Source organism: Acerihabitans arboris (genome assembly GCF_010131535.1).
GTDB classification, from domain to species: domain Bacteria; phylum Pseudomonadota; class Gammaproteobacteria; order Enterobacterales; family Enterobacteriaceae; genus Acerihabitans; species Acerihabitans arboris.
This window is the reverse complement of the sequence record NZ_WUBS01000011.1, coordinates 1-24,774: the sequence shown is the minus strand read 5'-3', so window position 1 is coordinate 24,774 and position 24,774 is coordinate 1. Positions and strand designations below refer to the sequence as shown.

Here is a 24,774-nt window from a genome sequence, read left to right as displayed (position 1 = left end):
GACTATTGCAAATTGTCCCGGCGCCAAAAAGACGTGACAGGATGATCCCTGTCACGTCGAGCACGTTGCCATTTCCCCGTCCCATGCCCGATGCAGGAATTGCTGTTTATGACCCAGACTCTCAGCCAGCTTGAACACCATGACGCCTTTATCAAGCGCCATATCGGCCCCAGCGCGCAGCAACAGGCGCATATGCTGTCGGCCATCGGCGCCGGTACGCTCGACGCGTTGATTGGACAAATCGTCCCGGCCGACATCCAACTGCCGGCGCCTCCCGCGGTCGGGGATGCGGCCACCGAATCCCAGGCGCTGGCCGAACTCAAGGCCATGGCGGGTCTTAACCAGCGTTTTAAAACCTATATCGGCATGGGCTACAGCGCGGTGGTCACCCCGCCGGTGATCCTGCGCAATATGCTGGAAAACCCGGGCTGGTATACCGCCTATACCCCCTATCAACCGGAAGTCGCGCAGGGCCGCCTGGAAGCGCTGCTCAACTTCCAGCAGTTGACCCTCGATCTGACCGGACTGGATATCGCCTCCGCCTCGCTGCTTGACGAGGCCACGGCGGCGGCGGAAGCCATGGCGCTGGCAAAACGCGCCAGCAAGCTCAAACAGGCCAACGTATTTTTTGTCGCCGAAGACGTCCATCCGCAAACGCTGGATGTGGTGCGCACCCGCGCCGGTACCTTCGGTTTTGACGTGGCCACCGGCCCGGCGGCACAGGCGCTGGAACATCCGGGCGTATTCGGCGTGCTGGTGCAACAGGTCGGCACCACCGGCGAATTGCATGATTACCGCGCGCTGCTGGCTGAACTGAAAAACCGCAAAATCATCAGCTGCGTGGCGGCCGACATGATGGCGCTGGTACTGTTGGCGGCGCCGGGCGCGCAGGGCGCCGACGTGGTATTCGGCTCCTCGCAGCGTTTTGGCGTGCCCATGGGCTATGGCGGCCCGCACGCGGCGTTCTTCGCCGCCCGCGATGACGTCAAACGCTCCATGCCTGGACGGATTATCGGCGTGTCCCGCGACGCGGCCGGCAGCATCGCCCTGCGTATGGCGATGCAAACCCGCGAGCAGCATATCCGCCGCGAAAAAGCCAACTCCAACATTTGTACCTCGCAGGTGCTGCTGGCGAATATCGCCGGCCTGTACGCGGTATACCATGGTCCGGAAGGGCTCAAGCGCATCGCCGCCCGCATCCACCGCCTGACCGCCATCCTGGCCTCCGGCCTGACGGCGGCGGGGATGACGCTGCGCCATGCCCAGTGGTTCGATACCCTCGCGGTCGAAGTGGCGGATAAAGACGCGGTGATTCATCGCGCGCTGGCCCGCGGCATTAACCTGCGCGCCGATCTGGATGGCGCGGTGGGGATCACGCTGGATGAAACCACCGGCCGCGACGATATCGCCGCGCTGTTCGGCGTGCTGACCGGCGGCGACGCCGTGCTGGATATCGACGGGATCGACCGCGCCGTCAAGGAAACCATTCCGGCGGATCTGCTGCGCGCCACGCCTATCCTGACGCATCCGGTCTTCAACCGTTACCACAGCGAAACCGAAATGATGCGTTATATGCATCAGCTGGAACGCAAGGATCTGGCGCTGAACCAGTCGATGATCCCGCTTGGCTCCTGCACCATGAAGCTGAACGCCGCCGCCGAAATGATCCCCATCACCTGGCCGGAATTCGCCGAATTGCATCCGTTCTGTCCCGTCGGGCAGGCGACAGGTTACCAGCAGATGATTGCCCAGCTTTCCCGTTGGCTGGTGCAGCTTACCGGCTATGACGCGCTGTGCATGCAGCCCAACTCGGGCGCGCAGGGCGAGTATGCCGGCATGCTGGCCATACGTCGCTATCATGAGAGCCGTAACGAGGGCGGGCGCCATATCTGCCTGATCCCCAGCTCCGCCCACGGCACCAACCCGGCCTCCGCGCAGATGGCCGGCATGTCGGTCACCGTGGTGGCCTGCGACAAAAACGGCAATATCGATTTACACGACCTGCGCGAGAAAGCCGGGCAGGCCGGGGAGCAACTGGCATGCATCATGGTGACCTACCCGTCGACCCACGGCGTGTATGAAGAGACCATCCGCGAAGTCTGCCAGATCGTGCATCAGTTCGGCGGCCAGGTTTACCTGGACGGCGCGAACATGAACGCGCAGGTGGGCATTACCTCGCCGGGCTTTATCGGCGCCGACGTTTCGCACCTGAACCTGCATAAAACCTTCTGCATCCCCCACGGCGGCGGCGGGCCGGGCATGGGCCCCATCGGCGTCAAAGCGCATCTGGCGCCGTTTGTGCCGGGGCATTCCGTGCTGCGTATCGACGGCGTGCTGACGCGACAGGGCGCGGTGGCCGCCGCCCCGTTCGGCAGCGCCTCGATCCTGCCGATCAGCTGGATGTATATCCGCATGATGGGCGCCCAGGGACTTAAGCAGGCCAGCCAGGTGGCGATCCTCAACGCCAACTATATCGCCAGCCGCCTGCAGTCTGCTTTTCCGGTGCTCTATACCGGGCGCGACGGCCGGGTGGCCCACGAATGCATCCTTGATATCCGTCCGCTGAAGGAAGCGACCGGCATCAGCGAGATGGATATTGCCAAGCGCCTGATCGACTACGGCTTCCATGCGCCCACCATGTCCTTCCCGGTGGCGGGAACGCTGATGGTCGAGCCGACCGAATCGGAAAGCCAGGTGGAACTGGATCGATTTATCGACGCGATGCTGGCCATCCGCGGCGAAATCGACCGGGTCGCCGGCGGCGAATGGCCGCTGGCGGATAATCCACTGGTGAACGCGCCCCATATCGAGCGCGAGCTGACCGGGGAATGGTCCCATCCGTACAGCCGTGAAACAGCGGCGTTCCCGGCGGGCTTCGGCAATAAATACTGGCCGAGCGTAAAGCGTCTGGACGATGTGTACGGCGACCGCAATTTATTCTGCTCCTGCGTGCCGATCGAGGATTACGAATAGGCCATCACCGGCGCATTTCCCGCGCCATCCCAGCACTATCCCCGCCCCGTCCGCGCCGGTAAATCACCGGAACGGCCGGGGGCCGGGGGTTGCGAACCCCGGACCGAGCCCCGCCCGCGCGGTCATGAGCGGGGCGGCGCTCACCCGCCTGTTTATGTCTTATTGCTATTGATGCGCGCATGTCCCGGTTGGCAACATGTATTGTTACATCATAACGTCTCATATTTGTCATACTTTATGAACCACCTGTGGCATAAGCGGGTCCGATAGGGATTGTCTTATCCATTGTCTGATATTCCGAAGGCATCAAAGATGGCCCGGCGGAGGTTGATTAAGTGCGGAGCGTGCTTATCCGCGGTCATTTATACTGAGAAAAACATAATTAATGAGAAAGCTTCTTCAACTATCACAACTGAAAATATCCCTGTTTATTGCCTTTTATATCGGGATTATCCTTAACATACCCATTTTGTTCCGCCGCTATCAGCACCTGCAATATGACAATGCCCTCTCGGTGGGTATCGAGGTGCTGGCGTTGTTTTCACTGGTGTTTTTCTTGACCATGCTGCTTTCGCTGGTGGGAAGCACGGTGTATCGCGTATTGGTCAGCCTGGTGGTGGTGAGCTCGGTGGCCGCCAGTTATTACATGGTGCTGTATAACGTCGATATCGGCTACGGCATCCTGGCCGCCGTGATGACCACCGATGTGGACCTGTCGAAGGAATCGGTGGGTTACCACTTCTTTATCTGGGTTATCCTGGTCAGCCTGATCCCCCTGGCGCTGATCTGGCTGGCGCCGATGCCCGAGGCGGCGCTCAGGCGCAGCAGCGCCAGGCATATTTCCAGAAAAGGCCTGCTGATCCTGGCCGCCGCCCTGTGCTGCTGGCTGCCGCTTAAGCTGATGGGGCAGATACAGGACCGGCACGATCGCGAGAGCAACCGCACCATGGCCAGCTATGGCGGCGTGGTCGCCGGATCCTACTCGCCGTCAAACTGGCTGTCGGCCCTGGGGATGCTGATCTACAGCTCTTATAGCCAGGCGGAGGACAGTCGCAAGCTGTTTGATCCCGCTGAGCATTTTACCTATGCGCCGCCGAAGGATGTGAACGATCTCTATGTGGTGTTTATCATCGGCGAGAGCGCCCGTCGCGACCATATGGGCGCTTATGGCTACCGGCGCGACAATACGCCAAACCTGGACAAGGAAAAGAACCTGGCGTTGCTGCAGGGCTATTCCTGCGATACCTCCACCAAACTCTCCCTGCGCTGTATGTTTGTGCGCGAGGGCGGGGCGTCCGAAGCGCCGCAGCGCACCCTAAAAGAGATGAACGTCTTTTCCGTTTTAAAAAAGCAGGGTTTCAGCTCCGAACTGTTTTCCATGCAGAGCGAGGCCTGGTTTTATAATAAGGTGATGGCCGATGACTATGCCCTGCGGGAAACCATCCAGGCGGAAAAACGCAACGCGGGCCAACCGGTGGATGATATGGCGCTGGTGGCTGAACTGCGCGACTCCATGGCGCGCCATCCCGACGGCAGGCATCTGATCGTGCTGCACACCAAAGGCTCCCATTATATGTATACCGAGCGCTATCCGCGCGCGTTTGCCCGTTACCAGCCGGAGTGCCAGGGCATCGACGATGCCTGCTCGACCGAGGAACTGGTCAACTCCTACGACAACAGCCTGCTGTATACCGACTATTTCCTCAAACAGGTGTTCGATCAGCTGCGCGATCGCCAGGCGATCGTGTTTTACGCTTCCGACCACGGGGAATCCATATCGGAGAATATGCATTTCCACGGCACGCCGCGCGATCGCGCGCCGATCGAGCAACGCACGGTTCCCATCATGGTCTGGGCCTCGGACGGCTTCCTGCGGGAGAGCGACCACCAGGCGGCGTTCAGCCGGCTGCGCGCCATGGCGGCGGCCAAAACCCCGGTGTTCCATGAAAAACTCTACGACAGCATCCTGGGCTGTATCGGTTTTACCTCGCCCGACGGCGGCATCGTCAAGCCGCATAACTGGTGCCAGGCGCAATAAGTGTAACCCTTCAGGCCGGGGAAGGCCTGAAGATCGGGTTGGCCGTTTCAACAGGGAGCGGGGTTTCGCCCACTATCAGGCGATGACGCCGCTCGGCCGGGTTTTTCGCCTGGCGATGCGGTAGATCTGCGCCACCACAAACAACATGGCCTGGATGATAACGATGCAGGGGCCGGTGGCGCCGTCGATATAAAAGCTTATCAGCGTGCCGCTAACGCACGAGAATACCGAGACCAGCGCCGCCACCAGCAGCATCCTGTCGAACCGGCGGGCAAGCAGCGAGGCGGTAATGCCGGGTGAAATCAGCATGGCAATCACCAGTATCACGCCCACCGCCTGCAGCGCGGCGACGATGGTCAGCGCCAGCAGGCACAACAGGCCGTAATGCAGCGTCTTCACCGACAGGCCCAGCACCCGGGCCTGGGCCGGATCAAAACAGTACAGCATCAGGTCCCGGCGTTTAAGCAGGATAATCAACGACACCGCGCCGGCGATCAGCAGCACCTGCCGCAGTTCCGCGGGCGTAATGCCCAGCACGTTGCCGAACAGGATATGGCTCAGGTGCTGGTCGGTGTCGATGCGTGAAAACAGCACCAGGCCGAGGGCGAACATGCCCGAGAAGACAATCCCCATCACCGTGTCCTCCTTGACCCGGCAGTGATCTTTGATATAACCGGTGGCCAGGGCGCAAAATATGCCCGATCCAAAGGCGCCGATGATAATCGGCAGCCCGGCGATATAGGCCAGGATAATGCCCGGCAACACCGCATGGGAAATGGCGTCGCCCATCAGCGACCAGCCCTTGAGCACCAGGAAGCACGACAGTATGGCGCAGACCACGCCGGTGGCGACGGCCGCGATAATCGCCCGTTGCATAAACGGGAAACCGAGCGGTTCGGTCACATAGGCGAGCAGGTAATCCAGCCATTCCATCATCGGGCGCTCCGCGGTTTTTTGCTGCGCATCCGGTTACGCATTTTGGCGGCCAGCAGTCCGTGCTTGGGGGCAAACAGGAACGCCAGCAGGAAGACCAGGGTTTGCAGGGTGACTATTACCCCGCCGGTGGCGCCGTTAAGGAAATAACTCAGCCAGGCGCCGCAGGCGCTGGTCAGGGTGCCGGTGACCACGGCGATCGCTATCAGGCGCGGGAAACGATCGGTCAGCAGATACGCCGTGGCGCCGGGAGTGATCACCATGGCAATCACCAGGATGGCGCCGACCGTTTGCAACGCGGCCACGGTACAGGCGCTCAGCAGGGTGAAAAAAATGATTTTCAGGCGCAGCGGGGACAGGCCGATGGAGACGGCATGGCTCTCGTCAAAAAAAGCCGCCAGCAAATCTTTCCAGATCGCGCACAGCACGATAAAGGACACGCCGCTGATAATCTGCACCTGCAGCACATCCGCATCGGCGATCCCCAGTATATTGCCGAAGATAATCGACTGCACGTTGACCGAGGTGGGATTGAGCGACACGATAAGCAGCCCGACGGCAAAAAAAGTGGTAAACACAAAACCGATAATCGCGTCCTCGCGCAGCCGGGTAAAATGGCGCACCAGCGTCATCATCAGCGCCGCCAGCATGCCGGTCAGGAACGCGCCGGCGGCGATAGGCAAACCCAGCGCATAGGCGCCCGCGACGCCCGGTACCACCGAGTGGGATAACGCATCTCCCATCAGCGACCAGCCCTTGAGCATCAGGTAAGCCGACAGAAAGGCGCAGACCCCGCCGACAATGCCGCTTACCCAGATGGCCTTGAGCATATAGTCGTATTGAAACGGCTGCAGCAACAGCGCCATCATCACGACACCCGCTTATCGGCGTCGACCGCGCGCAGATTAGCCCGCGGCGCGGCGGCGGCCGCCACGTTAAGGTGGCGCAGCCTGCCGCCGAACACCAGATCCAGGTTGTCCTGGGTAAAGGTGGCGGCGGTGGGACCGGCGGCCAGTACCGTGCGGTTAATCATCACCACCCGATCGCAAAATTCCGGCACGCTGGCCAGGTTATGGGTCGAGACCAGGATCAGATGGCCTTCCGCGCGCAGCGATCCGAGCAGCTCGATAATGGTATTCTCGGTCTGCACGTCGATACCGGTAAAAGGCTCGTCCAATAGCATCACGCGCCCCTGCTGCGCCAGCGCCCGCGCCAGGAATACCCTTTTTCGCTGGCCGCCGGACAGTTCGCCTATCTGGCGGTGACGGAATTCCGTCATGCCGACCCGCGCCAGCGCCCGCTCCACCTGGGCCTTATCCACGGCGGAGGGGATGCGCAAAAAGGACATTTTGCCATACCGGCCCATCATCACCACATCCGACACCAGCACCGGGAAATTCCAGTCCACCTCTTCGGTCTGCGGTACATAGGCAATCAGGTTTTTACGCAACGCCTTCGCCACCGGCAGGTTATCCAGGGTGACCTTGCCGGAGGAGGGACGCACCATGCCCATGATGCTTTTGAACAGCGTGGATTTGCCGCTGCCGTTGATGCCGACCAGCGCGCAGACGGTGCCGCCGGTAAGCTGGAAACTGGCGTTGCTGATGGCGGTATGGCCGTTGTTATAAGTGACAGTTACGTCGTTCACTTGCAGATCGGGCTGATAGCCGGGGTCGTTCATTGTCCGAATCCTTTGGCGATGGTGTCCACCGTCACGTTAAGCAGGCTGAGATAGTCGGGCACCGGCCCATCGGCCGCCGACAGCGAATCGACATAAAGCACGCCGCCGTAGCGCGCGCCGGTTTCCTTGCTGACCTGCCGGGCGGGTTTATCCGAAATGGTGCTTTCGCTGAATACCACCGGCACCTGCTGTTCCCGCACCAGATCGATCACCCGGCGCACCTGCTGGGGCGTGCCCTGCTCCTCGGCGTTGATCGGCCACAGGTAAGCCTCGCGCATGGCGTAATCCCGCGCCAGGTAGCTGAAGGCGCCTTCGCTGGTGACCAGCACGCGCCGGGCTGCGGGAATATTGGCCAGCCTGGCGCGCAGCGGGGCATCCACGGCGGCGATTTTTTCCGCATAAGCCTTGGCGTTGCGGTTGTAGGCGTCGGCGTTGGCCGGATCGTAATGCACCAGCGCCTTGCGGATATTCTCTATGTAAATCAGCGCGTTGGCGGGCGACATCCAGGCGTGGGGATTGGGGTTGCCATTATAGGGGCCCTCGCGGATGGGCAGCGGCTCGATGCCTTGCGTCACCACCGCCGACGGCACGTCATGGATATTGTCGAAAAAACGCGCAAACCAGCGCTCCAGGTTCAGGCCGTTCCACAAAATCAGGTCCGCCGATTGGGTCTTGACGATATCGCGCGGGGTGGGCTGGTAATCATGGATTTCCGCGCCGGGCTTGGTAATGGATTCCACCACCGCCGCGTCGCCGGCCACGTTGCGGGCCATATCCTGGATAATGGTAAAGGTGGTAATCACCTTGAATTTTGCCGCCGCCATGGCGTGGGCGCCGGTAAGCGATAGCGTCATGCCAAGCAGCAGGCTCCAGGGCGCCAGGGCGGAAAATCGTAACGTTGTCAAAGGCGAATACATACTGGTGATCTCCAAAAACCAATCCGGGAAACGGGCCTGCCCAGGCGTTATCAGCATCATACGTCGGCGCACTATGAGGATGTCCGAACGGCCGGGGAGTAATTACCCTTGTATCAATATAATTAACAAGTGTTGGTTTAATGTTCATATATAGCATGAGCTATACTGTATAGCAAAGGCAAACTTAATCTGTTTGTTTTTATCCGCCATTACCGGCATGCCCATTTTGTTTATCAACGCCTTTGGTAACAATGCTATGCTTTATCTCGCCATCGTCGGCCGATGGACTATTTCAGCCGTAAATCAAGAGGAAGGATTATGACCACCCCTGAAAAAGCGGATTTCCCCGTCCGTACCACTCAACTTGTGGATGTGCAGGAACATGCGCAGGGTTTTCTTCAGGTCAGAGCGGCCCATCGTTCCGAGTTGATGGATGACTACGTGGAGCTTATTGACGATCTCATCAGGGATTTCGGCGAGGTACGCCAGGTGGAGCTGGCCGCGCGGTTGGGCGTATCGCAGCCAACGGTGGCAAAAATGCTGAAAAGGCTGGCCGCCGCGGGGCTTATTCGCCAGTTACCCTACCGCGGGGTGTTTCTCACCACCGAAGGCGAGGAGATGGCGGCCCGCAGCCGGGAAAGGCATCAGGTGGTCGAGTCCTTCCTGCTGGCGCTCGGCGTCAGCCCCGAGACGGCGCGCCTGGACGCCGAAGGGCTGGAACACCACGTCAGCGAGGAAACGCTGGCTATTTTCCGCGCGTTTACCGAACAGGCCGACCGGCAAAAATAGCAGCCGTCACTCATCCCAATCCTTCTCTTCGTCCCGCAGGCAAAAGATGCGGCAAAGATCTGGTCTTTAGTTATTGTTATGTTATAACATAATTACTGTGACTGGAGATGGCCTCCCCGTCATTTTACCGACCTCAACACTGATTGGAGTGATAAATGCGTGCGACAGATAAGATGCCCGGCATAACCCGGATGAGTGAAGGGCGTGCGTCCGGCCCGCTGCCGGTGACCGTGCTCTCGGGTTTCCTTGGCGCGGGTAAAACCACCCTGCTTAACCATATCCTCAACAATCGGCAAGGCCGTCGCGTAGCGGTGATCGTTAATGATATGTCGGAGGTGAATATCGATGCCGCCCTGGTGCGCGACGGCGGGGCGGAGCTGTCCAGAACCGATGAAAGGCTGGTGGAGATGAGCAACGGCTGCATTTGCTGCACGCTGCGTGAAGATCTGCTGCTGGAAGTCGGCCGGCTGGCGAAAGAGGGCAGATTCGACCAGTTGGTCATTGAGTCCACGGGCATTGCCGAACCCCTGCCGGTGGCCGAGACCTTTACCTTTACCGATGACGACGGCCTGAGCCTGTCGGACGTCGCCCGGCTGGACACCATGGTAACGGTGGTGGATGCGTTTAACTTCCTGCGCGATTACGGTTCGCGGGACAGCCTGTTCTCCCGGGGCGAATCCCTGGGCGCGGAGGACCCGCGCACGGTGGTGGATCTGCTGATCGAACAGATCGAATTCTGCGATGTGCTGGTGCTGAATAAAACCGACCTGATCGATGAGGAAGAGCGCCTGCGCCTGATGGCTATCCTGCGCGGCCTGAATCCACGGGCAAAACTGGCGGTGGCCGAATTCGGCCGGGTGGCGCTGGATAAAGTCCTGGACACCGGGCTGTTTGATTTTGACCAGGCGGCGCAGGCGCCGGGCTGGCTGAAGGAATTGCGCGGCGAGCATACGCCTGAGATCGAAGAGTACGGCATTACTCACTTTGTCTATCGCGCCCGCCGGCCGTTTCATCCAGAGCGCTTCTCCGCCTGGCTTGCGCAGGATTGGCCGGGGGTGATGCGTTCCAAAGGTTTTTTCTGGCTGGCCACCCGCCCGGCGTATGCCGGTTCCTGGTCCCAGGCCGGCGGCGTCAGCCGGCATGCCCCGGCCGGCTGCTGGTGGGCCGCCATACCTCGTGAACGCTGGCCCGGCGATCCCGAGACGTTAGCGTTTATCCAGGAAAACTGGGTTGATGGGGTAGGCGATGCGCGGCAGGAACTGGTGCTGATCGGCATCGGCATGGATGAGGCGGGTTTAAGGGAACGTTTTGACGCCTGTCTGTTAACCGATCGGGAAATGGCGCAGGGACCGGAGATGTGGTTCTGGTACAGCGATCCGTTCCCGGAATGGCAATAACCGATCGTTTCGCTCCTGTTAAACGGAAAAGCCCGCAATACTGATAAAGATCCCTGCTTATTTCGCCGGGTACGCGTATAATCGCCGCCCGGCGAATTAACCTGATAAAGAGTAAATGTATGGCGTCCACCAGCCTGATCCAGCCCGAACGCGGCCTGTTTTCCTATCCGCCTTACTGGGCGGAATGTTACGGCACCGCGCCGTTTTTGCCGATGTCGCGCGCCGAAATGGATCAACTGGGGTGGGATAGCTGCGATATGGTGATTATCAGCGGCGACGCCTATGTCGATCATCCCAGCTTCGGTATGGCGATTATCGGCCGCATGCTGGAATCCCAGGGTTTTCGCGTCGGCATCATTGCCCAGCCGGACTGGACCAGCAAGGATGACTTTATGCGTCTCGGCAGGCCGAACCTGTTTTTCGGCGTCACCGCCGGCAATATGGACTCCATGATTAACCGTTATACCGCCGATCGCAAGCTGCGCCATGACGATGCCTACACTCCCGGCAACGTCGGCGGCAAGCGGCCGGATCGCGCCACCATGGCCTACAGCCAACGCTGCAAGGAAGCCTATAAAGAGGTGCCGGTGATCCTGGGCGGCATCGAGGCCAGCCTGCGGCGCATTGCCCATTACGATTACTGGTCAGATACCGTGCGCCGGTCGGTGCTGGTGGATTCGAAGGCCGATATGCTGGTCTACGGCAACGGCGAGCGGCCGTTGGTGGAGCTGGCGCACCGGCTGGCGGCGGGGGAGGCGATCGGCGCTATCACCGATGTGCGCAATACCGCCATGATGCGCCGGGACGCGTTGCCGGGCTGGAGCGGCGTGGATTCCACCCGGCTGGACCAGCCCGGCCGTATCGAGCCGATCCTCAACCCCTATGGCGACGATCTGCCCTGCGCCGACAGGGCGGCGCAGGCGCCGCGGACCACGCCGGTGACGGTGCGCGCCGCCAAACCCAAACCCTGGGAAAAAACCTACGTGTTGTTGCCCTCGTTTGAAAAGGTCAAGGGCGACAAGGTGATGTATGCCCACGCCTCGCGCATCCTGCATCACGAAACCAACCCCGGCTGCGCGCGGGCGCTGATGCAAAAGCATGGCGATCGTTATGTATGGATCAACCCGCCGGCGATTCCGCTGACCACACCGGAGATGGACCAGGTGTTTGCCCTGCCGTTCCAGCGCGTGCCGCATCCGTCCTACGGCAAGGCGGCCATCCCGGCCTACGAGATGATCCATTCCTCGATCAATATCATGCGCGGCTGTTTCGGCGGTTGCTCGTTCTGTTCGATTACCGAACATGAAGGCCGCATTATCCAAAGCCGATCGGCGGATTCCATCGTGCGCGAGATCGAAGCGATCCGCGACAAGGTGCCGGCGTTCACCGGCGTGATTTCCGATCTGGGCGGGCCCACCGCCAATATGTATATGCTGCGCTGCAAATCGCCCCGGGCGGAACAAACCTGCCGCCGCGCCTCCTGCGTCTATCCCGAAATCTGTACCCATATGGACACCGACCATGAGCCGACCATCGCGCTCTACCGGCGGGCGCGGGCGGTCAAAGGCATCAAGAAGGTGCTGATCGCCTCCGGCGTGCGTTACGATCTGGCGGTGGAGGACCCGCGCTATATCAAGGAGCTGGCGCTGCATCACGTGGGCGGTTACCTGAAAATCGCGCCCGAGCATACCGAGGCCGGGCCGCTGTCGAAGATGATGAAGCCGGGCATGGGCAGCTACCATCGTTTTAAGGAGCTGTTCGACAGGTACTCCGCCGAGGCGGGCAAAAAGCAGTACCTGATCCCTTATTTTATTTCAGCGCATCCCGGCACGCGCGATGTGGATATGGTCAACCTGGCGTTATGGCTGAAGAAAAACCGTTTTCGGCTCGATCAGGTGCAGAACTTCTATCCGTCGCCGTTGGCCAGCGCCACCACCATGTACTACACCGGCAAGAACCCGCTGGCCAAGGTGGACTACAAGAGTGAAGAGGTCGTGGTGCCGCGCGGCGATCGCCAGCGCCGTTTGCATAAGGCGCTGCTGCGCTATCACGATCCGGCCAATGCCACGCTGATACGCGCCGCGCTGGAGGATATGGGGCTGAAACATCTGATCGGCGGCGGCGGGGAATGCCTGGTGCCGGGAGCGGGCGGCGGGGAACAACGCGCCGGGCGCGACCAGGCGCGCCGCCTTCGCCCCGCGCTGACCCGGCACACCGATATCACGCGCCAGCGTACGCCGGCGCAAGCGGAAAAACTTACTTCAGCCAGCCGTCCTGATGGGCGGCGTCAAGATGGCGTTTCAGATGCTCCCAAAGTGCAGGGTAAACGTCGCCGATAAAGGCATTGCGCGACAGCACCTGCTCCAGCCGGATGCCGTTTTCCACCCAGCTCTGGCCGCGGTTATGCAGGTTCATCAACACCGGCATCAGCCTGTCGAGCATCAGGGCAAACTGGGCGTTGGGGGTTTCACCCGCCTCGTATTCCAGCCACAGCTGGTGGAAGTGCCCGCGCTGCGGTTCGGGCAGCAGGCCGAACAGCCGCTCGGCGGCCGCTTCCTCCCGGGCGTGGACCGCCGCCCGCCCGGCCAGATCGTAGACCAGCACGTCGCCGGCGTCGATTTCGACGATATCGTGCACCAGCGCCATCTGAACCACGCGGTTGATATCGACCTTATCGCCGGCGTAGGGCGCGAGCGCCATCACCCCGACGGCAAAATGCCAGCTGTGCTCGGCGGTATTTTCCTGACGTTGGGTGCCCAGTACCTTGGTGCGGCGCTGGATGCTTTTAAGCTTGTCGATTTCCATCAAAAAGGCGACCACTTCGGTCAGTTCACCGAAGGCTAATTCAGGCGTTGCTTCAGACATACCGATTCCAACCACGCTAGCGTAAAGCGCAACATTGTAGGGCAAAAACGCGGCGAATTCGAATTATGTGATGCGGCCCCGTTGCCCGGCGGAGATAGGGGCGCTAAAACACCGCTAACAATCCGATCGGGCCAGGCGGATAGCTGAGCCGCCATTAACATTATTTTTCAGCTTACACGTGTACACTGGAATAATTCTCAGCTAATCTATGTGCGGTTGGTGAAATTCATAGCGGGTCACGCTCGGGGATGCATTAGATATGGCTAATAAACTATTAGCTCAAGGATATTCACTGGCGGAAGAGATCGCCAATAGCATCAGCCACGGCATTGGTTTGATCTTCGGCATCGTCGGCCTGGTGCTGCTGCTGGTGCAGGCCGGCAACGTCGGCGCCGACGTCACGGCCATTACCAGCTACAGTTTGTACGGCGGCAGCATGATCCTGTTGTTTCTGGCCTCCACCCTCTACCATGCCATCCCCCATCCGCCCGCCAAGCGCTGGCTAAAAAAAATGGACCACTGCGCCATTTATCTGCTGATCGCCGGCACCTATACTCCGTTCCTGCTGGTGGGGCTGGCGTCGCCATTGGCCAAGGGACTGATGATTGTCATCTGGAGCATGGCGCTGCTGGGGGTGATCTTCAAACTGGCGTTTGCCCATCGTTTTGAAGTCGTGTCGCTGATTACCTACCTGACCATGGGCTGGCTGTCGCTGGTGGTGATTTACCAACTGGCGCAGCGCCTGCCGGTGGGCGGCCTGACGCTGCTGGCGGTGGGCGGGCTGGTATATACCGTGGGGGTGATTTTTTACGCCTGCAACCGTATTCCCTTCAACCACGCCATCTGGCATGGGTTTGTCCTGGGCGGCAGCCTGTGCCATTTCCTGGCAATCTACCTGTATATTTGATACCCATGCCTGGCCGCGCCGCCCCCTGCTCGAGGGCGACAGGCAGAGGTTTAGGTTACTCGATCTCGTAAGGCAGGGGCTGGATCGCCAGCGCGCCGGCGGTATCGTCCTTGACCCGCAGCCGGCTATCCGCCGCCAGATCGTTATTAAGCACCGCCTGCACCCAGACGCTGCCGTCCTCCAACTGCAGGGCGGCCAGCACCGTGCCGGTACGCCGCCAGTTGTCGCCGAGCTGCAGCTCCAGGTCTTCTCCCGCCGCCGGAACGCGTCCGGCTTTACCGGCCAGCCAGTATAATGCCCGTTTGTTGGCGCCGCGGTACTTGGCGCGCGCCACCATTTCCTGCCCGGCATAACAGCCCTTGCTGAAACTAATGCCGCCCAGCGACTGCAGGTTGGCCGCCTGGGGAATAAACTGCCCGCTGTTAACGCTGTCGATCACCGGCAGTCCCGCCTCGATATTCAGCGCCAGCCACTGCCGGCTATCGGTCAGCTGCGCCTGGCCTTCGAGCTTTTGCAGCAATTGGTCCAGCACCGCCGCCGTGGTCACCAGCAAAAAGCGCTCGGCGGGCAGGCTAAAGTGCAGTATCGACGTCTCGCCGTCCTCGACCACCGGGTGCTCCGCGTCGGGCAGGGTGGCGAACAGTCCGTTCAGCGCCGCCCGCGCCTGGAATCCGGCCAGGCCCAGCAGCAGCGCGTCGTCGTCCGCCGCCATGGTGACTTTGGAAAATACCGCGTATTTTTTCAGTTCGCCAAGCTGGGTATCGCGTACGCTGCGGCGCTCGATAAAGGCCATGCCCCCGCCGCGGTGGAAAATGCGCAGGTTGCTGTACATTTTGCCTTTCGCATCGCAATGCGCGCCCAGGATATGCTGATCCTTCGCCATCGACTCGACATCGGTGGTGACCTGGCCCTGGAGGTACTTAAGGGTATCCGGCCCGGTCAGCCTGACCTGCGCCCATTCCTCGAGAGACATCAGCGTCAGGGGCAGACGGCTGGAGGGCGAAGGTAAACGCGGTGGAAAAGGAACTTTAGGTGTCATGAAACACTCCTATCCTGTAATGCAGAACAATAGCCTAATGGTAAAAGAGCCAAGGGGCTTTGCAAGCGGTTATTGCATCGGCATTGTGCCGAAATGTGCGATGCGTGCCGATCGAAAATTCTCGGGACATGTCGAAATGTGTCGTTTTATGTAATGCCGGCCGGCAAAACGGGTTAAACTACGCCCTGGCCGGGCGGATATGAGGTAAAAAATACATATGGATATCGATAACAAAGCGCGCATTCACTGGGCCTGCCGCCGTGGCATGCGCGAACTGGATATCTCGATAATGCCGTTTTTTGAACACGACTATGACACTCTTGGCGACGATGACAAAGCCTTGTTCGTCCGCCTGCTGGAATGCGACGATCCCGATCTTTTCAATTGGCTGATGAATCATGGCGAACCCCAGGACAGCGGATTAAAAAAAATGATAACCATGATACAACTGCGAAATAAAGCCCGTGGCCCTCTGGCGATGTGACATACGGGTTTCCTGGCGCACGCAGATTTTTTCCCTGACGCTTCACGGGATCCTGACCCTGTTGATCCTGCTTTCTCCCTGGCCGGAAAATTACGGCCTGGTCTGGGTCACGCTGATTACGCTTGTGGTGTTTGAATGCATCCGCAGCCAGAGAAATATCATGGCCTGCCGTGGCGAGCTGGTGCTGCAAAGCGACCGGCACATACGCTGGCACCAGCAGGAGTGGGCGGTCGCGGGAAAACCCTGGATGATCAAAGGCGGGGTGCTGCTGTGCCTGCGGCAGGTGGGAGGCAAGAAAAAACGCCGGCTGTGGCTGGCGGCGGACTGTATGGACCAACGCGAGTGGCGCAACCTGCGCCAGGCGCTGCTCCATCACGGCTCGCACGAAACGCTTGATTAATCCGGACCGCCCAGGCGCCCGGGGCAAAAGTGACGGCCCGGGCGTAAGACAAGGGATGTGGCATCGACGCGGGATGACCGCAACCTTTTACCCTGCGGCAAAATACTATAATAACGCCGCCATTTCGTTCAGGATCTGCTCGCACCACAGCTGCAGGCGCTCTTCGCTTAATTCGTACTGATTCACCTCATCCAGCGCCAGGCCGACAAAATGCTGTCCGTCGGCGGCCAGCGCCTTGGGGCTGGTGAATTCATAACCGTCGGTGGGCCAAAAGCCGATAAAGGTGGCGCCCCGGGGGGCCAGCACATCGTGCAGGTAGCCCAGCGCGTCCAGGAACCACTCGCCGTAGCCGAGCTGATCGCCCATGCCGTACATGGCGATAATCTTGCCCGCCAGGTCCAGCCCGGCCAGCTGCGACCACACGGCGTCCCAGTCTTCCTGGATTTCGCCGAAATCCCAGGTGGGGATGCCGAGGATCAGCACGTTGTACTCTTCCATACGCTGCGGCGGCACGTCTTTGACGTTATGCACATCGACCAGATCCGGGCCCAGGATATCGCGGATTTTCTCCGCCGCCATTTCGGTGTAGCAGGTGCTGGAGCCATAAAATAAACCGACTTTCATCTTTACTCACACTCTTGACCTTCAACCTGATGACATCAAGTGTACCAGATTCACCCCGTAATCAGGCATAATGCAGGCATGAAAAAACACCGGGGGCGCGGATGCAGCAGCAAAATAAGCCAGGGCAAAATAACCCATGGATTGAGCAGTTCCTCGACGCCCTGTGGCTGGAGCGCAACCTGGCCGAAAACACCCTGTCGGCCTACCGTCTCGATTTACAGGCCCTGGCCGATTGGCTCACCGCCCATCGGTCGGGCCTGTTAACCGCCGGGCCGGCGGATTTGCAATCTTTCCTGGCCGACCGGCTGGAGCACGGCTATAAAGCCACCAGCTCCGCCCGCCTGCTCAGCGCCATGCGGCGCTTTTTCCAGTATCTGTATCGCGAAAAAGCGCGCGACGACGACCCGAGCGCCGCGCTGGCGGCGCCCAAGCTGCCGCAGCGCCTGCCCAAGGGGCTAAGCGAAGACCAGGTCGGCGCGCTGCTCAATGCGCCGGTGCTCGGACAGCCCATCGAGGTGCGCGACAAGGCGATGCTGGAAGTGCTGTACGCCACCGGCCTGCGCGTCTCGGAGCTGGTGGGGCTGACCATGAGCGACGTCAGCCTGCGCCAGGGCGTGGTGCGGGTAATCGGCAAAGGCGACAAGGAGCGGCTGGTGCCGCTGGGCGAGGAAGCGGTGTATTGGGTGGAGTATTACCTGGAGCACGGACGCCCCTGGCTGATGAACGGCCAGAGCGCCGATGTGCTGTTCCCCAGCAACCGCAGCCGGCAGATGACCCGGCAGACTTTCTGGCATCGCATCAAGCATTATGCGATCCTGGCGGGTATCGACGGCGAGCGGCTCTCACCCCATGTTTTGCGGCACGCTTTCGCCACGCACCTGCTTAATCACGGCGCGGACCTGCGCGTGGTGCAACTCCTGCTGGGCCACAGCGACCTGTCCACCACCCAGATTTATACCCATGTCGCCACCGAGCGTCTTAAACTGATTCATCAGCAGCATCATCCCCGGGCCTGACCGGGGTAAGCGTACCGACGGCCACCTGCGTGGAATGACCCGATAAGACCCATTTAGGATAAAGAGATAAGGACTGACAATGAAACCAAGCCTGGTAATGCTTTCTTTCGCGGCGCTGGCGCTTTCCCGCCTGGCCTATGCCGACGACGCCGCCATCACGCACGCCCTGGCGCGCCTGGGCGTGCATAACGCTGAAATCCAGCCCGCGCCGGTGGCGGGGCTGAAAACCGTGCTGACCGAAAGCGGCGTGCTGTACGTTTCCGACGACGGCAAACATGTGATCCAGGGTCCGATGTACGATGTCGGCGGCAGCCAGCCGGTCAACGTCACCAACCAGCTGCTGGGCAAACGGCTGGACGCGCTGCAAAGCCAAATGATCGTCTACAAGGCGCAGCAGCAAAAGCACGTTATTACCGTCTTTACCGATATCACCTGCGGCTACTGCCATAAGCTGCATGAGCAGATGAAAGACTACAACGCGCTGGGCATTACCGTGCGCTACCTGGCATTCCCGCGCCAGGGGGTTAATTCACAGGCGGAAAAAGACATGGTCTCGGTATGGTGCAGCGCCAATCCCAACGCCGCCTTCGATAAAGCCATGAACGGCGACGCGGTGCCCGCCGCCATCTGCAAGACCGACATCGGCAAGCATTATCAATTGGGCGTGCAATACGGTATCCAGGGCACGCCGGCGGTGCTGCTGGACAACGGCACCATGGTGCCGGGATATCAAAGCCCGAAAGAGATGGCGGCGATGCTGGACCAGCAGCAGGCGGGCGGTTGACGGCACCGTGAAAATCAAAACTGAACTACGGCGCCGCCCCGAGGCGAGCGCCGAAGGACTGCTCGGGGCCGATATCCATCCGTTGCTGCGGCGTATCTATGCCCAGCGCGGCGTCAAAGGCGCCGACGAACTGGAGCGCGGGGCCAAGGGGCTGCTGGCTTACGGACAGCTGGACGGCATCGAGGCCGCGGTGGATTTGCTGGCGCGCGCGCTGGCCGACGACCGCCGCCTGATGGTGGTGGGCGACTTTGACGCCGACGGCGCCACCAGCACCGCGTTGATGGTGATGGCGTTGCGGCAGATGGGCGCCGGCCATGTGGATTTCCTGGTGCCCAACCGGTTCGAGGACGGCTACGGCCTCAGCCCCGAGGTGGTGACGCAGGCGCTGGCGCGCAAGGCCGAGATTATCGTCACGGTGGATAACGGCATCTCCTCGCATGCGGGGGTCTCCCTGGCCCATCGGCACGGTATCCCGGTGCTGGTCACCGACCACCATCTGCCCGGCGATACGCTGCCGGACGCCGACGCCATCGTTAACCCGAATCTTACCGGCTGCGCCTTTCCGTCCAAATCCCTGGCCGGGGTCGGCGTGGCGTTTTACCTGATGCTGGCGCTGCGCGCCCGGCTTAATGACAGCGGCTGGTTTACGCAAAAAAATATTCCGACGCCCAAGCTGGCCGAACTGCTGGATCTGGTAGCGCTGGGCACGGTGGCCGACGTGGTGCCGCTGGACGCCAATAACCGTATCCTGGTGCATCAGGGCCTGAGCCGCATCCGCGCCGGCCGCTGCCGCCCCGGCATCCGCGCGCTGGCGGAGGTGGCCAACCGCGACGCCACCAGGCTCAGCGCCGGCGATCTGGGTTTTGCCCTCGGGCCGCGGCTCAATGCCGCCGGCAGGCTGGACGATATGTCGGTGGGCGTGGCGCTGCTGCTGACCGACGACCTGGCCCAGGCGCGCGGGCTGGCCGGCGAACTGGACGCCCTGAACCAGACCCGGCGCGAAATCGAGCAGGGCATGGAAGTGGAGGCGCTGGCGCTGTGCAGCCAGATGGAGCTGAGTGAAAACGACATGCCTTATGGCCTGGCTATCTACCACGCCGAATGGCACCAGGGCGTGGTGGGCATCCTGGCCTCGCGCATCAAGGAGCGTTTCCATCGCCCGGTGATCGCCTTTGCCCCGGCGGGCGACGGTATCCTGAAAGGTTCGGGCCGCTCGGTGGCGGGCCTGCATATGCGCGATCTGCTCGAACGGCTGGATACGCTGCATCCCGGCATGATCATGAAGTTCGGCGGCCACGCCATGGCGGCCGGCCTGTCCATGGAACGGTCGCAGTTTGAACCTTTCCGCCGGCGTTTTGCCGAGCTGGTCAACGAGTGGCTGGACCCGGCGCTGCTTGACGGCATCATCTGGTCCGACGGCGAACTGGGCGGCGGCGAACTGTCGCTTGCCACCGCCGAAATCCTGCGCGACGGCGGCCCCTGGGGCCAGTCGTTCCCAGAACCGCTGTTCGACGGCAAATTCCGCGTGCTGCAACAGCGGCTGGTGGGGGAAAAACATCTGAAGCTGATGGTTGAACCTCTGGCCGGCGGCCCGCTGCTGGACGGCATTGCCTTTAACATCGATAACAGTATCTGGCCCGACAACAGCGTGCGTATCGTCGAGCTGGCCTACAAGCTGGATGTGAACGAATATCGCGGCAACCGCACGGTACAATTATTAATCCAGCATCTATGGCCGCTGTAAGCGCAAGACGCTACACACCGGGGTGCGGATCCGTTAGAATACCGGGCTTATATATGCCCATCACTTCTTTACGAGCTAACTGAACTCATGTTTGAAATTAATCCGGTAAAAAACCGCATCCAGGACCTGTCTGAACGGACGGAAGTTCTCAGGGGGTATCTTTGACTACGATCTCAAGCGCGAACGCCTGGAAGAAGTCAACGCCGACCTGGAACAGCCCGATGTCTGGAACGACCCCGAACGCGCCCAGGCCCTGGGCAAGGAACGCTCCTCCCTCGAGGCCATCGTCGACACCATCGATCAGATGACCCGCGGGCTGGACGATGTGTCCGGCCTGCTGGAACTGGCGGTGGAGGAAGACGACGAAGAAACCCTTAACGACACCATCGCCGAGCTCGATCAGTTGGAAGGCAAGCTGGCCCAGCTGGAGTTCCGCCGCATGTTCTCCGGCGAGTACGACAGCGCCAACTGCTACCTGGATATCCAGGCCGGATCCGGCGGCACCGAAGCCCAGGACTGGGCCAGCATGCTGCTGCGCATGTACCTGCGCTGGGCCGAGGCCCGGGGTTTTAAAACCGAGATTATCGAAGAATCCGACGGCGAAGTGGCCGGCATCAAATCGGTCACCATCAAGGTCATCGGCGAATACGCCTTCGGCTGGCTGCGCACCGAAACCGGCGTGCACCGCCTGGTGCGCAAAAGCCCGTTCGACTCCGGCGGCCGTCGCCATACCTCGTTCAGCTCCGCCTTTGCCTATCCGGAAGTGGACGACGATATCGATATCGAAATCAATCCGGCGGATTTGCGCATCGACGTCTACCGCGCCTCCGGTGCCGGCGGCCAGCACGTAAACCGTACCGAATCCGCGGTGCGCATTACCCATCTGCCGACCAATATCGTCACCCAGTGCCAGAACGACCGCTCGCAGCATAAAAATAAAGAACAGGCGATGAAGCAGCTGAAGGCCAAGCTGTATGAGTTTGAGCTGCAGAAGAAAAACGCGGAAAAACAGGCGCTGGAAGACACCAAGTCCGATATCGGCTGGGGCAGCCAGATCCGTTCTTATGTCCTGGACGATTCCCGTATCAAGGATTTGCGCACCGGCGTGGAAACACGCAATACGCAGGCGGTACTGGATGGCGATCTGGATAAATTTATCGAAGCAAGTCTTAAAGCCGGGCTATGAGGAACCAAGATGTCTGAATCACAATCACAGGGCGGTGCACCTCTGGCGCCGGATTTAAACAACGAACTGACGGCGCGCCGCGAAAAACTGGCGCTGCTGCGTGAACAGGGCAATGCGTTCCCCAACGATTTTCGCCGCGATGCCACTTCCGATAAGCTGCACGCCGCCTATGACGCCAACAGCAACGACGAGCTGCAGGAACTGGGCCTTGAGGTCAGCATCGCCGGGCGCATGATGACCCGCCGCATCATGGGCAAGGCGTCCTTTGTGACCCTGCAAGACGTCGGCGGCACCATTCAGCTGTATGTCGCCCGCGACGAACTGGCCGCAGGCGTCTACAACGAGCAGTTTAAAAAATGGGACCTGGGCGATATCCTCGGCGCGCGTGGCCAAGTGTTCAAGACCAAGACCGGCGAACTGTCGATCCATTGCACCGAGATCCGCCTGCTGACCAAAGCCATGCGCCCGCTGCCGGACAAATTCCACGGCCTGGTGGATCAGGAGAGCCGCTATCGCCAGCGCTACCTGGATCTGATCGCCAACGACGAATCCCGCCATACCTTTAAGGTGCGCTCGCAGATCATGGCGGAAATCCGTCGCTTCATGGTGGACAAGGGCTTTATGGAAGTGGAAACGCCGATGATGCAAAGCATCCCCGGCGGTGCCGCCGCCCGGCCGTTTGTCACCCATCACAATGCGCTGGATATCGATATGTTCCTGCGCATCGCGCCGGAGCTGTACCTTAAGCGCCTGGTGGTCGGCGGGTTTGAACGGGTGTTCGAAATCAACCGCAACTTCCGCAACGAAGGCATCTCGCCGCGTCATAACCCCGAGTTCACCATGATGGAACTCTATATGGCCTATGCGGACTACCGCGATCTGATTGTGCTGGTGGAAGAGCTGTTCCGCACCCTGACCGAACGTGTGCTGGGCAGCAGCGTCGTGCAATACGGCGACCAGACCTTTGATTTCGGCAAGCCCTTTACCCAGATGACCATGCGCGAAGCCATTTGTCACTATCGCCCGGAAACCATCGCCGCCGATTTGGACGATCTGGACAAGGCCGGCGCCATCGCCGCGTCGCTCGGCATCAAGCTTGAGAGAAGCTGGGGCCTGGGCCGTATCCAGACCGAGATTTTTGAAGAGACCGCCGAAAGCCACCTGATCCAGCCGACCTTTATTACCGAATACCCGGCCGAGGTCTCGCCGCTGGCGCGCCGCAACGATGAAAACCCATTTTTCACCGACCGGTTTGAGTTCTTTATCGGCGGCCGCGAAATCGGCAACGGCTTCTCCGAGCTGAACGACGCCGAAGACCAGGCGGCGCGCTTTGCCGAACAGGCCAGCGCCAAGGATGCAGGCGACGACGAAGCCATGTTCTATGACGAAGACTACGTTATCGCCCTTGAACACGGCATGCCGCCGACGGCGGGCCTGGGCGTGGGCATCGACCGGATGATGATGCTGTTTACCAACAGCCACACCATCCGCGACGTGATATTGTTCCCGGCGCTGCGTCCGCAGAAGTAAGCCGCCGGCGCATAAGTCATAGTCCGCTGAGCCGGTGGGGTTAGAAAACCGCTGGATGTGGATAAACGGCGCCCTGAAGGTTGGAAGACATCCAACCGGTAAGGGCGCCGTTTTTATTCCGGGATAACTGCTTAAAACTCACGCGGTTAATCACCGCGCCGCTTGCCAGCCACCGGCATAAGGTTATAATGCCTCTCGCACTTTCCCTGAGTGCGGCCGTTGCGGGTGTAGTTCAATGGTAGAACGGCAGCTTCCCAAGCTGCATACGAGGGTTCGATTCCCTTCACCCGCTCCAATCATGCTTCCAACACCATCCGCAAACGTCCAAAAAATCCAGTATTATCAACCTATATTGCCTTACTACTGTCCGCTCCCGTCCGAGTGCATCCCTTGAAAGCCGGTAGTATATGTGTATATGATCGCGCATAGTTTTTCTATACACCCGGATTTCTATACACAATGCCTCTGACAGAGCTACAAATCAAAAAAGCCAAGCCCACTGAAAAGCCTTATACCCTGAGTGATGGCCTCGGCCTGTCGCTTCTTATTGAGCCTAACGGCAGCAAAGCCTGGCGCTTTCGTTACCGGTTTGATGGCAAACCCAAAATGCTGTCGCTTGGCACCTATGAGCACGTTTCCCTGGCCGATGCCCGGCAAAAACGTGACGAATCCCGGCGGTTAGTTGCTTCAGGTGTCAATCCCAGTACGGTGCGTAAAGAGCAAAAGGCGGCAAAAATAATGACCGCAACCAATACCTTTGAAGCGTTAACCCGCGAGTGGTATGAGCATCGATACGATCGCTGGTCGGCGTCCTATCGCGAAGAGATGATGGATACCTTCGAGAAAGATGTTTTCCCTATCCTGGGTTTTCGGCCTATAGCGGAAATTAAGCCATTGGAGCTGCTTGCCATGCTGCGAATTGTTGAGGGCAGGGGAGCTACCGAAAAGGTGCGCAAAGTTCGGCAGCGCTGCGGCGAGGTGTTCCGTTATGCCATCATTACCGGCCGGGCCGAATACAATCCCGCGCCGGATCTCGCTTCGGCCATGAAACCCCATAAAACGCAAAATTACGCTCACTTGGCCGCGCATGAATTGCCTGAATTCCTGGCAGAGTTAAATGCCTACAGCGGCAGTGTGGTAACCAAAATCGCCACCAAACTGCTTATTATCACCGGATTGCGCCCCGGTGAGATACGGCGGGCGCAATGGTCAGAGATTGATTTTCAGAACAAGATTTGGGAAGTGCCGGTGGAGCATATGAAAATGGGACGCGCTCATTTGGTCCCACTGTCCACACAGGCATTAAACCTGCTTGAGCAAATTAAATGTGTCACGGGAAGGTATTGTAAACATCCCGATGTTAAAGCCATGCACTTTTTGAGATCATCGGCGAACTTCGGGTTATCCGATACTCTTCCGGCGTCAGGTTTCCCAGTGATTCATGAGGCCGTTCCTGGTTATACTCAT

At 60.0% G+C, this 24,774-nt stretch carries 21 protein-coding genes, 1 tRNA gene and 1 pseudogene; 15 read left to right on the top strand and 8 right to left on the bottom strand.

The genetic code is table 11. The annotated features are described in order from the left end of the window. The first annotated feature begins 108 nt into the window (after positions 1-108). Together gcvP and eptB are read left to right on the top strand one after the other, a co-directional pair. The gene (gene gcvP, locus GRH90_RS15580) at positions 109-2,973 is read left to right on the top strand and encodes an aminomethyl-transferring glycine dehydrogenase (RefSeq protein WP_162366884.1); all 2,865 of its coding nucleotides are present in this window, start codon (positions 109-111) and stop codon (positions 2,971-2,973) included. A 385-nt stretch (positions 2,974-3,358) separates the two neighbouring features. Further along, positions 3,359-5,011: a kdo(2)-lipid A phosphoethanolamine 7''-transferase gene (gene eptB / locus GRH90_RS15575; protein ID WP_162366883.1), complete on the top strand. Its 1,653-nt coding sequence runs from the start codon at positions 3,359-3,361 to the stop codon at positions 5,009-5,011. A 75-nt stretch (positions 5,012-5,086) separates the two neighbouring features. On the opposite strand, the gene GRH90_RS15570 is transcribed toward eptB, so the two are convergent. From GRH90_RS15570 to GRH90_RS15555, 4 genes are read right to left on the bottom strand one after another with little or no spacing between them, the layout of a single operon-like run. Beyond that, positions 5,087-5,947, bottom strand: a complete 861-nt coding sequence (locus GRH90_RS15570; protein ID WP_281352768.1) for a metal ABC transporter permease — start codon at positions 5,945-5,947, stop codon at positions 5,087-5,089. Beyond that, positions 5,944-6,813, bottom strand: coding sequence for a metal ABC transporter permease (locus GRH90_RS15565; protein WP_162366882.1), 870 nt, complete (start codon positions 6,811-6,813; stop codon positions 5,944-5,946). The genes GRH90_RS15570 and GRH90_RS15565 overlap by 4 nt, the downstream gene beginning before the upstream one ends. Continuing rightward, on the bottom strand, positions 6,813-7,625 hold the full coding sequence (locus GRH90_RS15560) for a manganese/iron ABC transporter ATP-binding protein (RefSeq protein WP_162366881.1): 813 nt from the start codon (positions 7,623-7,625) through the stop codon (positions 6,813-6,815). The genes GRH90_RS15565 and GRH90_RS15560 overlap by 1 nt, the downstream gene beginning before the upstream one ends. Further along, positions 7,622-8,479 carry a metal ABC transporter substrate-binding protein gene (locus tag GRH90_RS15555; RefSeq protein ID WP_246236103.1) on the bottom strand — a complete coding sequence of 286 codons (858 nt, stop codon included), beginning with the start codon at positions 8,477-8,479 and terminating at the stop codon, positions 7,622-7,624. The genes GRH90_RS15560 and GRH90_RS15555 overlap by 4 nt, the downstream gene beginning before the upstream one ends. A 381-nt stretch (positions 8,480-8,860) precedes the next feature. Here GRH90_RS15555 and mntR point away from each other — a divergent pair, with 381 nt between their 5' ends. The 3 genes from mntR to GRH90_RS15540 all read left to right on the top strand — a co-directional run bounded on the left by mntR (position 8,861) and on the right by GRH90_RS15540 (position 13,067). Continuing rightward, positions 8,861-9,331 (top strand): manganese-binding transcriptional regulator MntR, encoded by a 471-nt coding sequence (mntR, locus tag GRH90_RS15550; RefSeq protein WP_162366879.1) that lies wholly within the window; start codon positions 8,861-8,863, stop codon positions 9,329-9,331. 191 nt (positions 9,332-9,522) lie between these two features. Beyond that, positions 9,523-10,728, top strand: a complete 1,206-nt coding sequence (gene zigA, locus GRH90_RS15545) for a zinc metallochaperone GTPase ZigA (RefSeq protein ID WP_162367045.1) — start codon at positions 9,523-9,525, stop codon at positions 10,726-10,728. 119 nt (positions 10,729-10,847) lie between these two features. After that, complete coding sequence (locus GRH90_RS15540; RefSeq protein WP_162366878.1) at positions 10,848-13,067, top strand: YgiQ family radical SAM protein; 2,220 nt, start codon at positions 10,848-10,850, stop codon at positions 13,065-13,067. On the opposite strand, the gene GRH90_RS15535 is transcribed toward GRH90_RS15540, so the two are convergent. After that, positions 12,985-13,593: an HD domain-containing protein gene (locus GRH90_RS15535; protein WP_162366877.1), complete on the bottom strand. Its 609-nt coding sequence runs from the start codon at positions 13,591-13,593 to the stop codon at positions 12,985-12,987. The two genes, GRH90_RS15540 and GRH90_RS15535, sit on opposite strands and share 83 nt — an antisense overlap. A 259-nt stretch (positions 13,594-13,852) precedes the next feature. On the opposite strand from GRH90_RS15535, the gene trhA reads away from it, so the two are divergent. Further along, entirely contained in the window at positions 13,853-14,500 is a 648-nt protein-coding gene (trhA, locus tag GRH90_RS15530) for a PAQR family membrane homeostasis protein TrhA (RefSeq protein WP_162366876.1), read from the top strand. Between the two features lie 55 nt (positions 14,501-14,555). Here the strand turns inward: trhA and ygfZ are convergent, their stop codons facing one another. Continuing rightward, complete coding sequence (gene ygfZ, locus GRH90_RS15525; protein ID WP_162366875.1) at positions 14,556-15,539, bottom strand: tRNA-modifying protein YgfZ; 984 nt, start codon at positions 15,537-15,539, stop codon at positions 14,556-14,558. A 217-nt stretch (positions 15,540-15,756) separates the two neighbouring features. On the opposite strand from ygfZ, the gene sdhE reads away from it, so the two are divergent. Together sdhE and GRH90_RS15515 are read left to right on the top strand one after the other, a co-directional pair. Continuing rightward, positions 15,757-16,023: an FAD assembly factor SdhE gene (gene sdhE / locus GRH90_RS15520; protein ID WP_162366874.1), complete on the top strand. Its 267-nt coding sequence runs from the start codon at positions 15,757-15,759 to the stop codon at positions 16,021-16,023. Further along, positions 16,004-16,423 carry a protein YgfX gene (locus GRH90_RS15515; RefSeq protein WP_162366873.1) on the top strand — a complete coding sequence of 140 codons (420 nt, stop codon included), beginning with the start codon at positions 16,004-16,006 and terminating at the stop codon, positions 16,421-16,423. The genes sdhE and GRH90_RS15515 overlap by 20 nt, the downstream gene beginning before the upstream one ends. A gap of 105 nt (positions 16,424-16,528) precedes the next feature. On the opposite strand, the gene fldB is transcribed toward GRH90_RS15515, so the two are convergent. Continuing rightward, the gene (gene fldB, locus GRH90_RS15510) at positions 16,529-17,047 is read right to left on the bottom strand and encodes a flavodoxin FldB (protein WP_162366872.1); all 519 of its coding nucleotides are present in this window, start codon (positions 17,045-17,047) and stop codon (positions 16,529-16,531) included. Between the two features lie 101 nt (positions 17,048-17,148). On the opposite strand from fldB, the gene xerD reads away from it, so the two are divergent. From xerD to GRH90_RS15475, 7 genes and pseudogenes are all read left to right on the top strand, one after another. Beyond that, a complete protein-coding gene (gene xerD / locus GRH90_RS15505; protein ID WP_162366871.1) occupies positions 17,149-18,063 on the top strand; it encodes a site-specific tyrosine recombinase XerD in 915 nt (304 codons plus the stop codon). Positions 18,064-18,142: 79 nt separating this feature from the next. Continuing rightward, complete coding sequence (gene dsbC, locus GRH90_RS15500; RefSeq protein ID WP_162366870.1) at positions 18,143-18,847, top strand: bifunctional protein-disulfide isomerase/oxidoreductase DsbC; 705 nt, start codon at positions 18,143-18,145, stop codon at positions 18,845-18,847. 7 nt (positions 18,848-18,854) lie between these two features. Then, positions 18,855-20,591: a single-stranded-DNA-specific exonuclease RecJ gene (gene recJ, locus GRH90_RS15495; protein ID WP_162366869.1), complete on the top strand. Its 1,737-nt coding sequence runs from the start codon at positions 18,855-18,857 to the stop codon at positions 20,589-20,591. 87 nt (positions 20,592-20,678) lie between these two features. Then, a protein-coding gene (gene prfB, locus GRH90_RS15490; RefSeq protein WP_162366868.1) for a peptide chain release factor 2 occupies positions 20,679-21,777 on the top strand; the annotation gives its coding sequence in 2 pieces (ribosomal slippage) (positions 20,679-20,753 and positions 20,755-21,777; 1,098 coding nt in all). 9 nt (positions 21,778-21,786) lie between these two features. Continuing rightward, a complete protein-coding gene (lysS, locus tag GRH90_RS15485; RefSeq protein ID WP_162366867.1) occupies positions 21,787-23,307 on the top strand; it encodes a lysine--tRNA ligase in 1,521 nt (506 codons plus the stop codon). Between the two features lie 221 nt (positions 23,308-23,528). Further along, a tRNA-Gly gene (locus GRH90_RS15480) sits at positions 23,529-23,602 on the top strand. Positions 23,603-23,766: 164 nt separating this feature from the next. Then, a pseudogene (locus tag GRH90_RS15475) lies at positions 23,767-24,651 on the top strand (tyrosine-type recombinase/integrase); the annotation flags it as partial. 16 nt (positions 24,652-24,667) lie between these two features. Here the strand turns inward: GRH90_RS15475 and GRH90_RS25940 are convergent. Then, positions 24,668-24,774 (bottom strand): integrase core domain-containing protein (locus GRH90_RS25940; protein WP_512698839.1); only part of this gene is annotated, 107 nt, incomplete at its 5' end.